The 19,589-nt window shown below is 29.8% G+C and carries 15 protein-coding genes; 12 read left to right on the top strand and 3 right to left on the bottom strand.

Features of this window, described 5'->3' with window-relative positions; genetic code table 11:
• Nucleotides 1–30 precede the first annotated feature (30 nt).
• The 6 genes from rpsM (at nt 31) to carA (ending at nt 4,310) form a co-directional block, all read left to right on the top strand.
• Nucleotides 31–405 carry a 30S ribosomal protein S13 gene (rpsM, locus tag Q0050_RS11455; RefSeq protein WP_298395759.1) on the top strand — a complete coding sequence of 125 codons (375 nt, stop codon included), beginning with the start codon at nt 31–33 and terminating at the stop codon, nt 403–405.
• 8 nt (nt 406–413) lie between these two features.
• Entirely contained in the window at nt 414–797 is a 384-nt protein-coding gene (rpsK, locus tag Q0050_RS11460) for a 30S ribosomal protein S11 (RefSeq protein WP_274782172.1), read from the top strand.
• A gap of 117 nt (nt 798–914) precedes the next feature.
• Nucleotides 915–1,520 carry a 30S ribosomal protein S4 gene (rpsD, locus tag Q0050_RS11465; protein ID WP_298395763.1) on the top strand — a complete coding sequence of 202 codons (606 nt, stop codon included), beginning with the start codon at nt 915–917 and terminating at the stop codon, nt 1,518–1,520.
• A gap of 21 nt (nt 1,521–1,541) precedes the next feature.
• Complete coding sequence (locus Q0050_RS11470) at nt 1,542–2,534, top strand: DNA-directed RNA polymerase subunit alpha (RefSeq protein ID WP_298395765.1); 993 nt, start codon at nt 1,542–1,544, stop codon at nt 2,532–2,534.
• 31 nt (nt 2,535–2,565) lie between these two features.
• Nucleotides 2,566–3,057 (top strand): 50S ribosomal protein L17, encoded by a 492-nt coding sequence (rplQ, locus tag Q0050_RS11475; protein ID WP_298395767.1) that lies wholly within the window; start codon nt 2,566–2,568, stop codon nt 3,055–3,057.
• A gap of 152 nt (nt 3,058–3,209) precedes the next feature.
• Nucleotides 3,210–4,310: a glutamine-hydrolyzing carbamoyl-phosphate synthase small subunit gene (gene carA / locus Q0050_RS11480; RefSeq protein ID WP_298395769.1), complete on the top strand. Its 1,101-nt coding sequence runs from the start codon at nt 3,210–3,212 to the stop codon at nt 4,308–4,310.
• 59 nt (nt 4,311–4,369) lie between these two features.
• On the opposite strand, the gene Q0050_RS11485 is transcribed toward carA, so the two are convergent.
• Together Q0050_RS11485 and Q0050_RS11490 are read right to left on the bottom strand one after the other, a co-directional pair.
• Entirely contained in the window at nt 4,370–5,446 is a 1,077-nt protein-coding gene (locus Q0050_RS11485) for a hypothetical protein (RefSeq protein WP_298395770.1), read from the bottom strand.
• Between the two features lie 237 nt (nt 5,447–5,683).
• Nucleotides 5,684–6,751: a hypothetical protein gene (locus tag Q0050_RS11490; protein WP_298395771.1), complete on the bottom strand. Its 1,068-nt coding sequence runs from the start codon at nt 6,749–6,751 to the stop codon at nt 5,684–5,686.
• A gap of 325 nt (nt 6,752–7,076) precedes the next feature.
• Between Q0050_RS11490 and eno the strand changes: the two genes are divergently transcribed.
• From eno to Q0050_RS11510, 4 genes are all read left to right on the top strand, one after another.
• Nucleotides 7,077–8,369, top strand: coding sequence for a phosphopyruvate hydratase (gene eno, locus Q0050_RS11495; RefSeq protein ID WP_298395772.1), 1,293 nt, complete (start codon nt 7,077–7,079; stop codon nt 8,367–8,369).
• 239 nt (nt 8,370–8,608) lie between these two features.
• Complete coding sequence (locus Q0050_RS11500) at nt 8,609–10,492, top strand: tetratricopeptide repeat protein (RefSeq protein WP_298395773.1); 1,884 nt, start codon at nt 8,609–8,611, stop codon at nt 10,490–10,492.
• 3 nt (nt 10,493–10,495) lie between these two features.
• The gene (locus Q0050_RS11505; RefSeq protein ID WP_298395774.1) at nt 10,496–11,269 is read left to right on the top strand and encodes a LytTR family DNA-binding domain-containing protein; all 774 of its coding nucleotides are present in this window, start codon (nt 10,496–10,498) and stop codon (nt 11,267–11,269) included.
• Nucleotides 11,270–11,304: 35 nt separating this feature from the next.
• Nucleotides 11,305–13,380 (top strand): T9SS type A sorting domain-containing protein, encoded by a 2,076-nt coding sequence (locus Q0050_RS11510; RefSeq protein WP_298395775.1) that lies wholly within the window; start codon nt 11,305–11,307, stop codon nt 13,378–13,380.
• Between the two features lie 41 nt (nt 13,381–13,421).
• Here the strand turns inward: Q0050_RS11510 and Q0050_RS11515 are convergent, their stop codons facing one another.
• On the bottom strand, nt 13,422–15,608 hold the full coding sequence (locus Q0050_RS11515; RefSeq protein ID WP_298395777.1) for an ATP-binding protein: 2,187 nt from the start codon (nt 15,606–15,608) through the stop codon (nt 13,422–13,424).
• Between the two features lie 274 nt (nt 15,609–15,882).
• On the opposite strand from Q0050_RS11515, the gene Q0050_RS11520 reads away from it, so the two are divergent.
• Nucleotides 15,883–17,166 (top strand): citrate synthase, encoded by a 1,284-nt coding sequence (locus tag Q0050_RS11520; RefSeq protein WP_298395781.1) that lies wholly within the window; start codon nt 15,883–15,885, stop codon nt 17,164–17,166.
• A 276-nt stretch (nt 17,167–17,442) separates the two neighbouring features.
• The gene (locus Q0050_RS11525; protein ID WP_298395783.1) at nt 17,443–19,584 is read left to right on the top strand and encodes a hypothetical protein; all 2,142 of its coding nucleotides are present in this window, start codon (nt 17,443–17,445) and stop codon (nt 19,582–19,584) included.
• Nucleotides 19,585–19,589: the final 5 nt, after the last annotated feature.

Consider the following 19,589-nt stretch of genomic DNA (forward strand, 5'->3'; position numbering starts at 1 on the left):
TCCTAGATTTAAACAAAGACAAGGATAATTATGGCAAGAATAGCAGGGGTAGATATACCTAAAAATAAAAGAGGTGTTATAGCACTTACCTATATCTTCGGAATAGGAAAAAGTAGAGCTATTGAGATTTTAGAAAAAGCTCAAGTTAGCCAAGATACTAAAGTTCAAGATTGGAATGATGATCAAATCGGAGCAATTCGTGATGCTGTATCATTTTATAAAATTGAAGGTGAATTACGTTCTGAAACTTCATTAAACATTAAGCGTTTAATGGACATCGGATGTTACAGAGGAATTCGTCATAGATCTGGTCTTCCATTAAGAGGACAAAGAACTAAAAACAATTCTAGAACAAGAAAAGGTAAAAGAAAAACTGTTGCTAACAAGAAGAAAGCAACTAAATAGTAAGTAATATGGCTAAAGCAAGTACAAAAAAACGTAAAGTTATTATTGAATCTTCAGGTGAAGCTCATATTAATGCAACTTTTAACAACATCATCATTTCGTTAACTAACAAAAAAGGTGAGGTTATTTCTTGGTCTTCTGCCGGTAAAATGGGCTTCAGAGGTTCTAAAAAGAACACTCCTTATGCGGCTCAAATGGCTGCTGAAGATTGTAGCAAAGTAGCATTAGAAGCTGGACTTAAGAAAGTAAAAGTTTATGTTAAAGGTCCAGGTAATGGAAGAGAATCTGCTATCAGATCTATTCACAATAGTGGTGTAGAAGTTACAGAAATCATTGATGTTACTCCAATGCCTCACAATGGATGTCGTCCTCCTAAAAGACGTAGAGTATAATTTTTTACTGAATATTCAGTATCTAATATATAATTAAGTATAACAAGAGAAAGAACTAAGATTATCGAAGGATTTATTGACCTGAATTCATAATCTCTTTTTCAAAACAATTTTAAAATGGCAAGATATACTGGTCCTAGTACTAAAATTGCTCGTAAATTTGGCGAAGCAATCTTCGGAGCTGATAAGGCATTCGAAAAAAGAAATTATCCTCCTGGACAACACGGGATGGCTAAAAAAAGAGGTAAAAAATCTGAATATGCTGTTCAGTTAATGGAAAAGCAAAAAGCTAAATATTCTTACGGAATTTTAGAAAAACAATTCAGAAACTTATTTGAAAAAGCAGCTGCTTCTAAAGGAGTAACAGGTGAAATCCTTTTACAATTATGTGAAGCTCGTTTAGATAACGTTGTTTTTAGAATGGGTATTGCTTCTTCAAGAAGAGCTGCAAGACAAATCGTTTCTCACCGTCACATCACTGTTAATGGTGAATTAGTAAACATTCCGTCTTATCACCTTAAACCTGGTGATGTAGTTGCTGTTCGCGAAAAATCTAAATCTTTAGAGTCAATTGAACGTTCTTTATCAAACTCTAATCATGTTTATGAATGGATTACTTGGAATAATGATACTAAATCTGGAACTTTTGTTACTGTTCCGGCTAGACTTCAAATTCCTGAAAACATTAAAGAACAGTTAATCGTAGAGTTGTACAACAAATAATAATTGACACTAGTCTAAATTATGGCAATATTTAATTTTCAAAAGCCCGATAAAGTTATCATGATCGATTCAACCGATTTTGAAGGTAAGTTTGAGTTCAGACCTTTAGAACCTGGTTACGGATTGACTGTTGGTAATGCACTTAGAAGAGTTTTACTTTCTGCTTTAGAAGGTTATGCTATCACCTCTACAAGAATTGAAGGTGTTGAGCATGAGTTTTCTACTATTTCAGGAGTTGTTGAAGATGTTACTGAAATTATCCTTAGTTTAAAACAAGTTCGTTTTAAACGTCAAATTGAAGATATTGATAACGAATCAGTAACTATATCTATAACGGGTAAAGAGCAAATAACAGCAGGTGATTTTCAAAAGTTTATCTCTGGTTTTCAAGTTTTAAATCCTGAGTTGGTAATCTGTAATCTTGATTCTAAAGTTAATTTCAATATGGAATTGACAATTGAAAAAGGAAGAGGATATGTTCCTGCTGAGGAAAATAAAAAACAAAATGCTGCTATTGGTACAATCTTTACTGATTCTATCTTTACACCAGTTAAAAACGTGAAATATGCTATTGAAAATTTCCGTGTTGAGCAAAAAACAGATTACGAAAAATTAGTTTTTGAAATCAAAACTGATGGATCTATCAATCCAAAAGACGCTCTTACTGAAGCTGCAAAAGTATTAATTCACCACTTCATGTTATTCTCTGATGAGAGAATCACTCTTGAGGCAGACGAAATCGCTCAAACAGATTCATATGATGAAGAATCATTACATATGAGACAATTGCTTAAAACTAAGCTTGTTGATATGGATTTATCTGTAAGAGCATTAAATTGCTTAAAAGCAGCTGAAGTTGATACATTAGGAGACCTTGTCTCTTTTAACAAACACGACTTAATGAAATTCCGTAATTTTGGTAAAAAATCTTTAACTGAGCTAGATGAACTAGTTGCTGTTAAAAATTTAACCTTCGGAATGGATTTGTCAAAATATAAATTAGATAAAGACTAGTTTCTTTATTCAAGTTAAATAGCATTTTAAAATGAGACACGGAAAAAAAATCAATCACTTAAGCAGACAGACTGGACATAGAAAGTCTATGTTAGCTAATATGGCTTGTTCATTAATTGAGCACAAACGTATTAACACTACTGTTGCTAAAGCAAAAGCGTTAAAACAATTTGTTGAACCGCTTATAACAAAATCTAAAGAAGATACTACTCACAATCGTCGTATTGTATTTGCTTACCTAAGAAATAAATATGGTGTAACTGAACTTTTTAGAGAAGTTGCAGCTAAAGTTGGTGACCGTCCTGGTGGATACACACGTATCATCAAAGTTGGTAACCGTCTTGGAGATAATGCAGATATGGCAATGATCGAATTAGTAGACTTCAATGAAATCTACAACGGTGGTAAAAAAGAAGAGAAAAAAGCTAAAAGCCGTCGTGGTGGAAAAGCTAAAAAATCGGAATCTCCAGCTACTGAAGCACCAGCTGCTTCAACTGAAGAAACTACTGATAGTGCTGAATAATGAATTAATATTCATAAATATAAAAAAGGATAAGCTTTATAGTTTATCCTTTTTTTATATACTTTAAATAATTTTATTGTTTATAAAGTTTATAAACAGGTTTGAGTTTTAATTACAAATAACATAAATTTGCATCACAACAACTACTACCAATGAAATACACAACACGACCACGCGCAATTTTACTACTTGCTGATGGAACTATTTTTTACGGAAAATCAATAGGAATAGCAGGAACCACATTCGGTGAAGTTTGCTTCAATACTGGAATGACTGGTTATCAGGAAATTTTTACTGATCCATCTTATTTCGGACAAATAATGGTTGCAACTAATCCTCATATTGGAAACTATGGGGTTAATGACAATGAAGTCGAATCTGATAGAATTATGATATCTGGTTTGGTTTGTAAAAACTTTAGTTTTAATCATTCTCGTCCTGATTCTGAAAGTAATCTGTTTGACTATTTCGAAAAACAAAATTTAATTTGTATATCAGATGTTGATACTAGAGCTTTAGTTAGTTATATTCGTGATAACGGTGCTCAGAATGCGGTGATTTCTACGGATAATACTTCAATCGAGGATTTAAAAAATCAACTTGCTGCTGTACCAAATATGAAGGGATTAGAATTAGCTTCAAAAGTATCTGTAACAGAACCTTACTTTTTCGGAGATGAAGCAGCAACTTACAAAGTAGCCGCCTTAGATTTAGGTATCAAAACAAATATTTTGAGAAATTTAGCTAAAAGAGATTGCTATATCAAAGTTTTCCCATACAATACACCCTTCGGTGAACTTGAAGCTTTTAATCCAAATGGCTATTTTTTGTCAAATGGTCCTGGTGATCCTGAACCTTTAGTTGATGTGCAAGAAACGGCCAAGAAAATGATAGCTTCAAATAAACCTGTATTTGGTATTTGTTTAGGTCACCAAATTATTGGTTTGGCTAATGGAATTTCGACCTACAAAATGTTTAATGGTCATAGAGGAATCAACCATCCTGTTATGAATGTCTTGACAGGTAAAGGAGAAATTACGTCACAAAATCACGGTTTTGCAGTTAACAGAGAAGAGTTGGAAAATCATAAGGATTTAGAAATAACTCATTTTCACATCAATGACAATACCGTTGCAGGTATGAGAATGAAATCTAAAGATTGTTTTTCTGTGCAATATCATCCTGAAGCTAGTCCTGGTCCACACGATTCCTCCTATTTATTTGACGAGTTTATAGCTAAGTTGAACAATTAATTATATAAAAAATGCCCCAAATAGTTTTAACTTTTGGGGCATTTTATTTTATTTATTATTTAGTCGTTATAAGTGTAACTTTCATAAATATCATCTATTTTAATATTGTTTTTCAAGAAAGTTCTATTCACAGCAAACCACTTATCGTACATCACTTTTTTATTAGCTTGAATAGTTTCCATCATATCAAATAATTTATTCTTTTTTAAATTGTAGGATTTTACAGTTTGGTTGTATAAAGTTATAGATTCATTCGAATTAGAGTCTGTAGTGGTTTTTAGTTTTTTTAGGATTTTATTTTCATTTGCAAAATCATTAAATAAGGGAATAACTTTCTTTTTCTGAGTAAAAATAAAATTACTATAGTTTACGTTTTCGTTATTCAATGAATTATCCTTTACAATTGTTTTATATTGTGTAGTTTTTAACACCACTTCTTTAAAGGTGTTTTCAATTGCTGTGATGGTCTCATTAAAATCATCGTTGTTAATGTTGAATATTGTAGCATTTAATTTTTCATCTAAAACATTTATTTTGTAAAACAATATATTCTGAAAAGCATTGTATTCTAAAATATTGGTGCCACTAAAATTCTTGATGTTGATATTGTTCATTTTGCCAAATTCTTTTTTGCTTTTTTCAAATGCTTTTAATTCATCAAAATAACTCTTTAGATTTAACTCTCGCTGTTTTAAATTTTTATTTATTTCAGTTACACTCAACTGTGATTGTGAAACATAATCATTCATTATCAAAGTACCATTTGACATACACTCGATAGTTTTTTCATTCATTTTTATAAAACTATCTCTAAGTAAGGTATTCTTTTTATACCCTTGATCATTTTTCTTAATAATTGAATTAATGTTTTTTAATTTCTCTATAATTCTTAAAGCTGTTGATTTTGTTCTATTTTCAAGTTGGTTTTCAACGATAGTATTTGAATACTCAATTAATGCTTTTTTAATATACAATTCGTTTTTAGCAAAGTCATCGATATAAGCAGTTAACGCTCTGTATTCTGGAGTGTCATTCTTTTGAGCGTAGGCAAACATTTGAAGAAATAAAAAAAACAAAGTAAGGCAAAGAGCTAATTTTTCATTTCCTTTTTTAGGAGTAGTAGTAGGTTTTTTCATAGCTTAAATTTTTATGTAAAATTATCATCTAAACATTTCAATCTGTTACAGTTAAAGAGTAAAACGTTATATAATAACAAGGTGTTAGTTTAGTATAAATCTTTGGGGCAAAAGACCAACTAAGTTTAACTTTACATACGATAAATTAAGTGTTTTGGATCTTGAATTTTAGTAAATTGTACAATATTTTACATAAAAAAAAGAGATTTCTAATAAGGTAGAAATCTCTTGATATTTTTAATCTAAGTTTGAAAATTTTTCATAGAGATTTTCAAACTCAATATTGTTCTTTAGAAATAAACTATTGGTCACATACCAACGTTTTAATAGTTCACTTTTTATAATTTGATTTTCTTGTAGGGCATCAAAAAATTCATTTTTAATTTTGTTGTATCTTTTAACTTCATTGTTATAATCTTCAACTTTTATGGTGTCACCAGCTTCAAAAAATTTAGCTTTGATTTTCTGAAAATCTTCATGCACTAAAATGTAATTTTGATATAATGGTACAAGTGTTTCATTTTGCTTTATAAAAAAATTAATCAATTCAACATTTGCATCGTTTAGCGAAGTGTCAGTGAAATCATCTTTAAAGAGATCTGTTTTTGTTAAGGATTCCATAGTAACATTACTGATGAAATTCACACATTCCAATACGTCTTCTACTTTTTTATATTTAAATAATTGTACCAGTTTATCATCTAAGATATTTAGCTTGTAAAAAATTAAATTTTGGTAAGCATTGTATTCAAATACATTTCGTTTATTAAAATTTCGAATGTTAATCTTATATTTTAAACCGAAGTCTTTTTTGGCACTTTCATATTTTAATATTTCCGAATAATATTTTGCGATCTCCGATTCTTTGTAGGCAAAGTTTTTAAAAATTTCAGAATAATCTAAATTACATTGCGCTTGATAGTCATTTAACTTTAGAGACTTATTTTTAAGTAAGGTTATAGTTTTGTTGTTTAATTTTATAAAGGCATCTCTTAAATCTGTGTCTCCATAAACTCCTTTATCGTTTTTAGTTAGGTTTTCGTTGACGTCCTCAAGTTTTTTATAAATGCGTTCTAAGGTTGTTTGAATTCTGTCATCTGGACTAGCGTCAATAATAGCTGTTGAATATTCCATCAAAGATTCTTTTACGAACAATTCATTACGCCCAAAGTCTGTTATATAAGCTTTAGCATTTCTGTAGTTTTGACCAGTGATTATTTGAAATGAAAAAAGGAATCCAAAAAGGATTGCTTTATAAAATACTGATTTTAAGTTAGGGTTACTTAAAAATAAAAACCGTTTCATAATTTCATTATTTGATTCTTTGACATTATAAAATTAAATAAATATTTGTAAGTTACCAACGTATTTATCTACAAAATGCAAATTAAAGCGTTAAAATGCGTATTTTCGATTTTATTGTATAAAATTTATTACAAATTTTTCATTAAGTTTTTTTATGTCTTTTTTAATCCAATTAAAACTTTGATTTTGTCTTTTTTTAGGGTACTAAAACGATTGAGTTTATAAGTTTTTTTAAAAAAAATGGATTAAGTTTTGACTAATGCTTAAATTTGTGTGCCTTATTATGGTAAATATGTAATTATCTAACTATAAAATAAACACAATAATGAGTATTATTATTAAAGTTCACGCTAGACAAATATTAGATTCAAGAGGAAATCCAACAATTGAGGTTGACGTTGTTACCGAAAACGGTATTTTAGGTCGTGCCGCAGTGCCAAGTGGTGCTTCAACAGGAGAACACGAAGCAGTTGAATTACGTGATGGAGGTAAAGCCTATATGGGTAAAGGTGTCCTGAAAGCAGTTGAAAATGTAAATACCAAAATTGCTGCTGAGTTATTAGGAACGTCGGTTTTCGAACAAAATAAAATTGATCAAGTTATGATTGATTTAGACGGAACTCATAATAAAGGTAACTTAGGTGCAAATGCTATTTTGGGCGTTTCTTTAGCTGTTGCAAAAGCGGCTGCCAATGAATTAGGATTGCCATTATATAGATATGTTGGTGGTGTTTCGGCTAATACTTTGCCAGTGCCAATGATGAATATCATTAATGGTGGATCACATTCAGATGCGCCAATTGCTTTTCAAGAGTTTATGATTATGCCAGTTAAAGCGACATCGTTTACTCACGCGATGCAAATGGGAACTGAAATTTTCCATAATTTGAAAAAAGTACTACACGATAGAAATCTTTCTACTGCTGTGGGCGACGAAGGTGGTTTTGCACCAAATTTAGCTGGCGGAACGGAAGATGCTCTAGATACAATTAAAAAAGCGGTTGAAAATGCGGGTTACAAATTCGGTGATGAAATTATGATTGCGCTTGATTGTGCTGCTTCAGAATTTTATGTTGACGGAAAATATGATTACACTAAATTTGAAGGAGCAACCGGAAAAATTAGAACATCAAGAGAACAAGCAGAATACTTAGCTTCCTTAGCAGCAAATTATCCAATTATTTCTATTGAAGACGGAATGTATGAAGACGATTGGGAAGGATGGAAATATTTAACCGAATTAATTGGCGACAAAACACAACTAGTTGGTGACGATTTATTTGTAACTAATGTGGAACGTTTGTCAACCGGAATTGAAAAAGGAATTGCCAATTCAATTCTTGTAAAAGTTAACCAAATTGGTACGCTTACAGAAACTATTGCAGCAGTAAATATGGCTCATAATGCAGGTTATACTTCAGTAATGTCGCATCGTTCTGGTGAGACTGAAGATAATACAATTGCCGATTTAGCAGTAGCATTAAACTGTGGACAAATTAAAACTGGTTCAGCTTCACGTTCTGATAGAATGGCGAAATATAATCAACTTTTGAGAATTGAAGAAGAATTAGGAAATACAGCTTACTTTCCTGGATTGAAAGCTTTCAAACAGAAGTAAGAACATAAATTTACTTGTTTAAATAAAAAACTTGACTACTAAAAATTAGTCAAGTTTTTTTTTGTTTTCAATCGAATTCTCGACCAAACCTATCGAATTCTAATTTATTGTAATTTGTATTAAAGTAAATGTTATTTTTGTTTACTATTATGATAAAATATTTTTTAACATACTTAATGCTGTTATCAGCGAGCCTTAGTGTTTTTTCGCAAAATACAAAGATAGATAGTTTGAACAAAGTGTTCAAAAATACTGACAGTGATATACGTAAAGCTGAAATTTTCAACTTGATGGCAGATGAGTATAAAAGTATAGAACCAAATAAAACTATATTTTATGCCAAAAAAGCATTAGAGTTAGCAAAGAAAACGGAACATTTTATAGAACAAGGAACATCTTATAATAATTTAGGAAACGCTAATATTATTATAGGAAATTATACCGAAGCATTAGATTATTTTACAAAAGCTCAAATCGTTTTTGAAAAAGAGTTAACGGTAGTTAGCCAATCTAATGTTAAAAATGTTAAAGATGGTTTAGCCAGAGCATATGGTAGCATCGCTTATGTTTTTATGGAGCAAAGTAGTTATGATAAAGCTTTGCAATTTAATTTTAAAGCTTTAAGAATATATGAAGAAACACAAAATTCAATAAAGCTTTTAAGAATTTACAATAATATCGGTGTAATATATAAATCTCAAAATAATTTTGCTAAAGCATTAATTTATTACGAAAAATGTTTGTTTTTACAAGAAAAGTTAAAAGATTCTAATATAGGTACTACAATCAATAACATTGGATTAGTTTATTTAATGAAAAAAGAATATTCAATGGCGTTTGAATATTTTAAAAAAGCTAATTTTTATTTTGATAAGTTTCCAAACCTTCTTGGAGAAGCAGATTTGAACTACAATTTTGGTAATTATTTTATAGAGACAAAAAAATTAGATAAGGCTTCAGAAAATATAAATAAATCCTTGACCGGATATACTAAATTGAATAATAAGTTTGGGATTGCAAAAACTTATGCATTGCAAGGGATAGTATATTCAATGCAAGGAAATTATAATGATGCCTTAACTTCAACAGAAAAAGGATTAAAAATTGCTAGAGAATTAAAAATTTTAGATCAAGTTCAATCCTTTGAAAAAAACATTAGTGAAATTTATGAAAAACTCAATCAACCTGATTTAGCATTAAAACATTTTAAATTATACAGTGAAGCTAAAGATAGTGTTACTAATGCTGAAACAATTAAAAATTCAATTAGAGCCGAGTTGAATTTTGATTTTGAAAGAAAAGAACTTTTAACAAAGAAGGAACAAGAAAAAAAAGAACTTATTTATCAAGAACAGAAAAAAACAAGTTTAATTAAGTTAACGTTATCCATATTACTAACACTTTTCGCCTCTGGAATGTCCTTTTTAATTTATAATAGAAATCAATTAAAAAAACGACTTACATTAGAAAAAGAATTAGCTGTTTACGAGCAAAAGGCGTTACACTTGCAAATGAACCCACATTTTATATTTAATTGTTTAGGATCAATTTCAAGTTTTATTGTTCAAAATAGTTCGGATGCAGCAATTAAATATTTAGCAAAATTTTCAAAGTTAATGCGTTTGACTTTAGAGTATTCTAAAGAAACATTTATCCCAATTGATAAAGAAATAGAAAGTTTGCAAAATTATTTAGAATTAGAACAATTGCGTTTTAATAATAAGTTTAGTTTTACAATTACGAAGGCTAGTGATATTGAAGATGATTTAGTTTTACCGCCACTATTATTGCAACCTTTTATTGAAAATGCTATCATACACGGATTAAATCCCGATGCAAAAACAGGAACTATTGCAGTCAGTTTTACAATTGTAGAGGAGAGTCTAATTTGTGAAATTACTGATGATGGCATAGGAATAAATAAATCTAAGGAGCTAAAGAAATCTTTAGTAAAAATGCATAAATCAATGGCGCTAGATATAACAAGAAAAAGATTGGAAATGTTAGGAAATACAAAATCTAATAATACCGATTTACAAATCGAAGAAATTAATGAAAATGGCATTATAAAAGGAACTAAAGTTACTGTTAAACTACCTTTACAATACCAAGATAAACTATAAAATATGATTACAGCTGTATTAATTGATGATGATGTAAATTTAAGAAACGGAATGAAAGGCTTGCTGTCTCTTTATGCTCCAGATATTGAAATAATTGACGAAGCAGATAGTGTAACTTCTGGACTTGAAGTTTTGTCAAGAGTTACGCCACAAGTAATTTTTCTTGATATTCAAATGAATGATGGTACCGGATTTGATTTGTTAGAAAAATTAGCCGATTCAAAAGGAAAAGTATCTTCTCATATTATTTTTATTACAGCGTATGAACAATATGCCATTAAGGCTTTCCGATTTAGTGCTTTAGATTTTTTACTAAAACCCGTTGGGCCAGATGAATTAGAAAAAGTTATTGATAAATTAAAAGGCGTTCTCGAAAAAGACAATGATTATTCGCATATTGATTTGCTTTTAGAAAACATTCGAAAAAAAGCAGATAATTTTAAAAGAATTGCATTGTCAAATTCAGATGGAATTCATCTTATTGATATTGCAGACATAATTAGATGTGAAAGTGACGACAATTATACTAAGTTTTATATCAAAAATAAAAAACCAATTCTAATATCTAAAACCTTAAAAGAATATGAAGAATTGCTAAATGAGCACGATTTTCTTCGAATTCATCAGTCTCATTTAATTAATATTGCTTTTGTAACCTCTTATCTAAAAAAAGATAGTGGTTTTGTACAAATGGCTGATGACAGTTTATTGCCAGTATCACAAAGAAAGAAAGAGCAAATACAAGATAAATTATTTAAAAAATTGAAGTTCCAATAACTTAAAAAATTAAGCCAACTATAAAAAATTGCATTATGAAAAAATTAACCTACTTAATTTTGCTTTTATTTTTTGGGTATTCTTATTCACAAGACATCACTTTTTCTGATGAAAATTTACGAATTAGATTAACTCAGGCAGCTACGAATAATAACATTGCCAAAGATAGCAACGGTAATTCAATTAAAATTGATCTCAATGACAACGGAATCATAACTGTTGCAGAGGCTTCTCTTGTTTATGAGTTAGATGTTAGTAACGTAACACCAAATGGTATTGTGAGTATTGCAGGTGTGGAGCTTTTTCCGAATTTAAGAATATTAGATTGCAGTAACAATGATATTACTTCTATAAATTTGACAAATCTTTCGTTGTTGCAAAGTTTAGATTGTAGTAGCAATGATTTGGGAGCAAACGGTATTATACTCAATGGTTGCACTGGCTTAACTGATTTAGATGTAAATGGTAATAATCTTTTAAGTACCATTAATTTTTCCACACTTGTTAGTTTGGCAACTATTGATTTATCTAGTTGTAGTTTTACTACAGTTGATGTTTCCAATTGTGTCCAATTAAATTCCTTAAATTGTAATAATAATGATTTAATTACATTATTTGTAAAAAATGGTCGTAATGAAACTATTTCATTTTCGGGAGGTTCTAATTCAGGTTTAATTTATATTTGTGCAGATGAATCTCAAATTGCTGCTGTTCAATCCAATCTAACGTCTAATCCAACCTGTCAAGTGAACTCATTTTGTACCGATGCTCCTGGAGGAAATTCTTCTAGGTTATCTGGTTATTTGGTCTTTGATGCACTCAATGACGGCGTAACTAGTGCTGATCCTAAATTTCCTTACTTAAAAATGAAAACAATTATAGGTGCTGATGTTTATCAAACAGTAACCGATAATAACGGAGATTTTGAATTTTTTACAACTGTAACTACTGGCGCTATTTCTCAATCTTCGGTCTTAGAAAATACGTCTTTATGTTTGCCAATGCCAACTTTAGCAACTTCATTAAACGGAAATGATTTAGTGAATAATCAAGTAATTTTGCCTATTTCTGCACCACTACCTGATTTAGAAGTTGTTATAGCGCCAAAAACACAAGCACTTCCAAATAATTTAGCTACCTATAAAGTGGTCTATAAAAACAAAGGGACAAAGACAACCAATGCGCGACTACTACTAAACTATAATAATTCTCTACTCTCATTTGTAAATGCATCAAATGGTGCTGTGACTAATTCTCTTAATCAATTGGCTTTAAATGTTAATCAAATAAAACCTTATGAAACTAGAGATTTCGAGGTAACTTTTAATGTTAGTCCAACTGCAGTATTAGGTAACGAAATGATTTTCAATCTTAGTTTTAATGAGACATTAATTAATACAGAGTTGCCAATAGATTTAGCAGATAACGTTTTTACTTACAAACAAGTGATTGAAAGTAAACCAGCTGTTTTTATTGAATGTTTAGAAGGAAATAATGTTGATACTTCATTAATTGGCAAGTACCTTCATTATGTAATTAGTTTCACCAATACAACTACAGAAACAATCAATGATATCAATATTGTAAATGTAATTGATGCATCAAAATTTGATATGAGTTCACTTCAAATTTTATACACGTATCATCCTATGAAAATGGAAGCAAAAAATAATAACGCCAGATATTCTTTTAGAAATGCTGATGTTGGCGGACCTGGCGGAAGTGGTGGAATTTTACTTAAAATAAAAACTAACGATAACATTACAACTGATTCTGCAGTCTTAAATGATGCCGATGTATATTTAGATTATGACAATCCGTTAGCGACGAATAATGAAGAAACAATTTTTCAAACATTAGGAGTAAATCAAAACAATTTAGATGCTACTGTCTCGATATTTCCTAATCCAACAAATTCATTGATAAATATTAAATCAAAAAATGACATTCTTTATTTAGAATTATATGATTTAGGTGGTCGTTTAATTCAGTTTTCCAATGTTAAAGATTTTAATGCTACAATCGACTTATCTGAAAGAAGTGCCGGAATATTTTATTTAAAAGTTGTTACTTCAGAAGGTATTAAAGTAGAAAAAGTTATTAGAAAATAAACTTTGATTTAAAAAAGCCACTAATTAATTTTAGTGGCTTTTTACTTATTTATTAAAACTCTTTTGAGTTTTTCAATTTCTATAGGTTTGAGTAAGAAATCATCAAAATAGATGTTATAATCAGCATTATCTTTTGCTGCAATGTCTGCGGTTAAACCATAAATTGGCGTATTTGTGTTCAAGTTTTGAAGTGTTCTAATGTTTTTAGCAGCTTCAAATCCGTCTAAAACAGGCATATGAATATCCATTAAAATTAAATCATATTTTTTTTCTTTTGATTTTTCTGTAGCATCTAAACCATTTTTAGCGTGATCTGTTTTGATGTTCCACTTTGATAATAACTTCATTGCAATCATTGCATTGATTTGATTGTCTTCGGCTAATAAAACAGTTAAACCGTCAATAGTTACTTCAGATGTTTTTATTTCATCATCTTGTTCTAATTCCGATTTTTTTAAAGTTAATTCAAACGAAAATGTAGTTCCTTTGCCTACAATACTTTCAATATGTATATCACTTTTATAGAGTTCAATGATTTTTTTTACAATAGACAAACCTAATCCTGCACCATCTTTTTTTCTTGTAATTCCGCTTTTTAATTGTGAAAAACTATCAAATACTAGTTTTAAATTCTCTTTTTCAATTCCTATTCCTGTGTCAGAAACTTTAAACAAAATTTTATCATTTTCTGGAGTCTTTGAGGTTACAGCTAGTTCAAGAGTAATGGTTCCTTTATCTGTAAATTTTACAGCGTTATTAACTAAATTGCCTAACACTTGAGTAAGCTTTGAAGTATCTAGAAAATATGTTTTTGCTAAATTAGAATCCGTTATTAATTTAAATTCAATTGATTTTTCTCTTGCTTGAATGTCATAAGTATTGTAAAAATTATTTAGAAATTCTTTTATTTCTGTAGGCTGAAAATCAAGAGTTATCTTGCCTAAATCAATTTTGGTATAATCAAGAATATCATTTACAATTTGCATTAAATGATTGGAAGAAAAGGTTAAAGTATCAATTAAGGAAGTGTCATTTCTATTTTTTTCATCAGTAAGCATCGATGCAATTGTTGTAATGGCATTTAGCGGTGTTCTTATTTCATGACTCATTGTAGATAAAAACTCTTGTCTTACTTTAGAAAGTTGCTCACTCTTGTTGTTTTTTCTAATTAATAGATTTCGTTCTTTTTGAAATTCAGCATCTTTTTGCATCGACTGCATTTTGATCAATAGATCATAGTTTTCGATAACTTTAAAATTCTGAGCATTAAATACTTTATCTTTTTCTTCAATGTAAATTTCTAAAAATTCTAATGATTTAGTGAGGTTTTTCTCTTTTTTGTAAATGCTATAAATTAAATATAGAATTTTAACTTTTACAATCGAAATATTAAAATAGTTGCATAAATCAAGGCCTGTAGAAGAATATTTCTTTGCAAGATCATTTTTATTGTCTTCCAAATACAATTTAGCAAGTTTATTGTAGGCCATTGCTAATCCAAATTTTTCATTCATTTCTAAATGAATTTCGATGGCTTTTAAAAAACATTTTTCCGCTTCAATGTAGTTTCTTTGTTCAAGAAAAATTTTACCCCTTCCATAAATTGAAAAAGCTAATCCTCTTAAATCATTTGTCTTAGATTTTAAAGAAATTGAATTCTCAATAAATTCTTTAGCCAAATCAATATTGTTGTTTTTTAAATAAATTGAAGATAAATTATTCAGCGCATTGGATTCAAGATTTAAATCATTTGCCTTTTTGGCTGCAACAATTGCATTTTTATTTGCAGTGATAGCTTTTTGTTCATTTCCCGTAAATTCATAAATGCTTCCAAGTGCTTTTTCACATTTTGATATATTTTGGTAATCATTATGTTTTTTAAAAACTACTAAAGAGTCAATCAATAAAACAACACTAGTTTGAACGTCATTAGTTTTATAATAAATACTAGCCACATTAAATTTAGTTTCTGCGATGCCTCTTTCATCCTTAAGTTTTTCATAAATGCTTAAACTTTTTTGCGCTAAATTAAATGATTCATCATATTTTCCTGTAATCATATAATATAATGATAATCTAGAAAAAGTTTTTGCTTTTAAAGAATCATATGATGGATCGACACACAACAATAAAGCATTGGTCGCTAATTCAATACTCAGGTTCAAATTGTTTATCCTTGATTGATAAGATTCCTCTAGTAATGTTTCTATTTTTAATTTGGAGTTCAAATATGTCGCAGTAATGGTTATAAATTAGGTAACTAATCTCAAAAATAAGATACTTTATTCACATAAAGATAATTTTAACAATAATATTTGCTTATTTTCGGTAAATGCGCTTTTAATCGACAATTATTTTTAATTCAATTCTTGATATATATAGCAACCTTGCAATATTTATAATAAAATTAACGAAAACGTTAACGTATTTGTTTTTTAATTCATTTAGAATTCCATAATTTTGTTAAATTATAAATTATCAAGCTTAATTACCCATTATATTATGTCAAAAACAGCAATATTAGAATACGATGGCAATAAATATGAGTTTCCAATTATTGTAGGAAGCGAAAACGAACCTGCTATCGATATTGAAAAATTACGTGCCCTAACAGGTGCTATAACTTTAGATCCAGGTTACAAAAATTCAGGTTCTTGCAAAAGTGATATTACCTTCCTTGATGGTGAAGAAGGAATTTTACGTTACAGAGGTTATGCTATTGAAGATTTAGCTGAAAAAGCTGATTTTCTTGAAGTGTCTTATTTAGTTATTTTTGGTGAATTACCAACCAAAGACCAATTAGCGCAATTCGAAAACGATATCCGTAAATATACTTTGGTTAACGAAGAGATGAAAAATATCATCGATGGTTTTCCAAAAACGGCGCATCCAATGGGTGTTTTATCATCATTGACCTCTGCCTTGACCGCTTTTAATCCAAAAGTAGTTAATGTTGAGAACGAAAAAGAAATGTATGAAGCGGTTTGTAAAACAATGGGTAAATTCCTTGTTATCGCCACTTGGACCTACAGAAAGATGATGGGTTATCCATTAAATTATTACGACAATACTTTGGGTTATGTTGAGAACTTTATGCAGTTAATGTTTAAATTGCCAACAGGACCATATACAGCCAATCCTTCAGTTGTAGCTGCTTTAGATAAATTATTTATTCTTCACGCTGACCACGAGCAAAACTGTTCGACTTCAACAGTAAGAATTGTTGGTTCATCTCACGCAGGTTTATTTGCTTCGATTTCTGCTGGTGTTTCTGCACTTTGGGGTCCATTACACGGTGGCGCTAATCAAGCGGTACTTGAAATGTTAGAAGAAATTCAAAAAAATGGTGGTGACGCCGATAAATATTTAGCCAAAGCTAAAGATAAAGATGATCCGTTCCGTTTAATGGGATTTGGTCATAGAGTTTATAAAAACTTTGATCCAAGAGCTAAAATCATTAAGAAAGCTGCCGATGAAGTTTTAGCAACACTAGGAGTTGATGATCCAATTCTTCAAATTGCTAAGAAGTTAGAAGAATCAGCATTGGTTGACGAATACTTCGTATCAAGAAAATTATATCCAAATGTTGATTTTTACTCAGGTATCATTTACCGTGCCTTAGGAATTCCAACCGATATGTTTACAGTACTTTTCGCTATCGGACGTTTACCAGGTTGGATTGCACAATGGAAAGAAATGCGTGTAAACAAAGAACCAATTGGAAGACCAAGACAGGTATATACAGGTCACCCATTGAGAGATTTTGTGGCAATGGACAAAAGATAATTTTCCCTATTATTAGAATTAAAACTCCTTTTTAAGGAGTTTTTTTTTGCTTTTTTTTTAATTTAGAAATATTTAATTACTTTCTTGAAAAAGTAGGAAAAGTTAATCATTTAAATCATAAAACAGGTAAGTTGTCGAATAATATTGAATTTTAACGATGTTAATGAAAATGTTTTATTTATTTTGATAAAAGAAACAACAACTAATTGTTACTGACCCCAAATCAAGCAATTAGATGAATTTTAACTATTCATTTACTAACTAAAACCTACTGCTATGAAAATTAAAAACTACTCATTCATTACATTGTTTGCATTATTATCTGTCTTGTTTAAAAGTAATGCTCAAATTAATAGTACCTTTTTTGGATTTAATGCTGGTTTAAATAATTCGGGAAACTACATCAATGGTTTTGGTTTCAATTCGTTAATCAACAATGCTGGTAGTAGTAATAGTGCTTTCGGTAACAATACTTTAATGGAATCTAAAGGTGGCTTTAACAACGCTTTTGGAAATGATGCATTAAGTAGAAATTATTCAGGTGAACTTAATTGCGCTTTTGGTACTAGAAGTTTAGAAAATAATTTAACTGGAAGTAGTAATATTGCGATTGGTCATAGAGCAATGGGAGATGCTCAAAATCCAGGTTCGAACAACACAGCAATCGGATATGCAACGTTATTAAGGAATCAAGGAAATGGTAATATCGCCATAGGATATTATTCTCCAAGAAATTTGTTGTCTGGAAATAATAATGTTTTTATTGGAAATGAAAATGCAATAAATCTTGTAAATGGTAGCGATAATGTTTTTTTAGGAAGAGTTACTGTTAATCCTTTGCCTTCAACTCCAATAATCTCTGGAAATAATACTGAAAAAACAATAATATTAGCCGATGGAAGTGGAAATCAAAAAATGTTAATATCGGCCAGAGGTAATGCAGGATTTGGTTTAGGAAATAATGTAATTCCAGTCAATAAATTAGATATTGGTGGTGGTGTTGTAATTGGACGAAATTTTACTCCAAGAGGAATTCCTTTTCCAGTTGCAGGGTCACTCGCACCAGCTAACGGTTTATTGGTTGAAGGTAGAGTAGGTATTGGAACTAGAACTCCTGGTAATAAAGTAGAAATTACCCACGGTGTTTTCGGTAATTCAGGTCTACGTTTTTCTAATTTGAATAGTAATTTTATCCCTAATTCAATTAACACTACAAATAGTTTTCTTAGTGTAAACGCAAATGGAGATGTGGTTTTGCAAAAATTACCAAATTCTACAACAAGTAATTTATTGTCTTCTGCTGGAAATACAATGACTAGTAATGTTAATTCTTTGATTGCAACCGCTCCAATAGTAAACTCTATAAGTAATTCTATAAGTTCTAGCAATCAATTAATAACTACTGTCAATGGCGTTTCAAGTGCACCAGTAACGTTGCCAGTTCCAACATTTACAGAAGTCGACTCAAGTACAACTAATGAACTACAAACGTTATCACAATCAGGAAACACAGTAACATTATCTAATGGTGGTGGTTCATTTACCTTACCAACCTTTACAGATACAGATGCGCAATCTTTAACTTTAGTCGGAAACAATCTTTCAATTTCTAATGGAAATACAGTAGTGCTTCCAACTTATTCAGACGCGCAATCACTAACAATTACTGGGAATACCTTATCAATTTCAAACGGAAATACAATTACTTTACCCACTTTTACAGATACTGATACAGACGCTCAATCACTTTCATTAGTTGGAAATGCTTTGACGATTTCAAACGGAAATACAATTACTTTACCAACAACTACGGTAATACCAGGAAGTAATGTAACTATTACAGGTAACGGTGCGCCATCAACACCATATCAAGTAAGTTCAATTGATACAAGTCTTTATTCTAACAACGGTACAATTAATCAATCTACTACAACCAATAACAATAGAGTTGTAAATATGAATGATAGAAATATTTGGTTTAATACTTCAACAAGTCCAAATCACGGAAAAATGTATATTGGTTCTAGTTATATCTATCCAAACAACACTGGAAATTATAAATTATTTGTAGAAGGAGGAATCTTAACTGAAAAAATTAAAGTAGCACTTAGAAGCACCAACAATTGGGCTGATTATGTATTTGCAGATGATTATAAATTAATGCCATTAAAGCAAGTAGAAGAATTTATAAATAAAAACAATCACTTACCTAATATAGATTCTGCTGAAGATTTAGCTAAAAATGGATTGGATTTATCAGTAATGCAAGCTAAGCAAATGGAAAAAATCGAAGAGCTTACGCTATACATAATTGAGCAAAACAAAATGCTAGAAAATCAAAGTAAAGCAATTGAAAATCAGAATAAAGAAATAGAAGAATTAAAAAAACAAATGAAAGCATTAATTCAAAAAAACTAATGAGT

This window comes from Flavobacterium sp., from assembly GCF_027483985.1.
Classification (GTDB): Bacteria; Bacteroidota; Bacteroidia; order Flavobacteriales; family Flavobacteriaceae; genus Flavobacterium.

Bases quoted from the DNA above. Each gene is read 5' to 3' on its own strand.
- rpsM (WP_298395759.1), top strand. From the start codon at position 31: ATGGCAAGAATAGCAGGGGTAGATATACCTAAAAATAAAAGAGGTGTT.
- rpsK (WP_274782172.1), top strand. From the start codon at position 414: ATGGCTAAAGCAAGTACAAAAAAACGTAAAGTTATTATTGAATCTTCA.
- rpsD (WP_298395763.1), top strand. From the start codon at position 915: ATGGCAAGATATACTGGTCCTAGTACTAAAATTGCTCGTAAATTTGGC.
- Q0050_RS11470 (WP_298395765.1), top strand. From the start codon at position 1,542: ATGGCAATATTTAATTTTCAAAAGCCCGATAAAGTTATCATGATCGAT.
- rplQ (WP_298395767.1), top strand. From the start codon at position 2,566: ATGAGACACGGAAAAAAAATCAATCACTTAAGCAGACAGACTGGACAT.
- carA (WP_298395769.1), top strand. From the start codon at position 3,210: ATGAAATACACAACACGACCACGCGCAATTTTACTACTTGCTGATGGA.
- Q0050_RS11485 (WP_298395770.1), bottom strand. From the start codon at position 5,446: ATGAAAAAACCTACTACTACTCCTAAAAAAGGAAATGAAAAATTAGCT.
- Q0050_RS11490 (WP_298395771.1), bottom strand. From the start codon at position 6,751: ATGAAACGGTTTTTATTTTTAAGTAACCCTAACTTAAAATCAGTATTT.
- eno (WP_298395772.1), top strand. From the start codon at position 7,077: ATGAGTATTATTATTAAAGTTCACGCTAGACAAATATTAGATTCAAGA.
- Q0050_RS11505 (WP_298395774.1), top strand. From the start codon at position 10,496: ATGATTACAGCTGTATTAATTGATGATGATGTAAATTTAAGAAACGGA.
- Q0050_RS11510 (WP_298395775.1), top strand. From the start codon at position 11,305: ATGAAAAAATTAACCTACTTAATTTTGCTTTTATTTTTTGGGTATTCT.
- Q0050_RS11520 (WP_298395781.1), top strand. From the start codon at position 15,883: ATGTCAAAAACAGCAATATTAGAATACGATGGCAATAAATATGAGTTT.
- Q0050_RS11525 (WP_298395783.1), top strand. From the start codon at position 17,443: ATGAAAATTAAAAACTACTCATTCATTACATTGTTTGCATTATTATCT.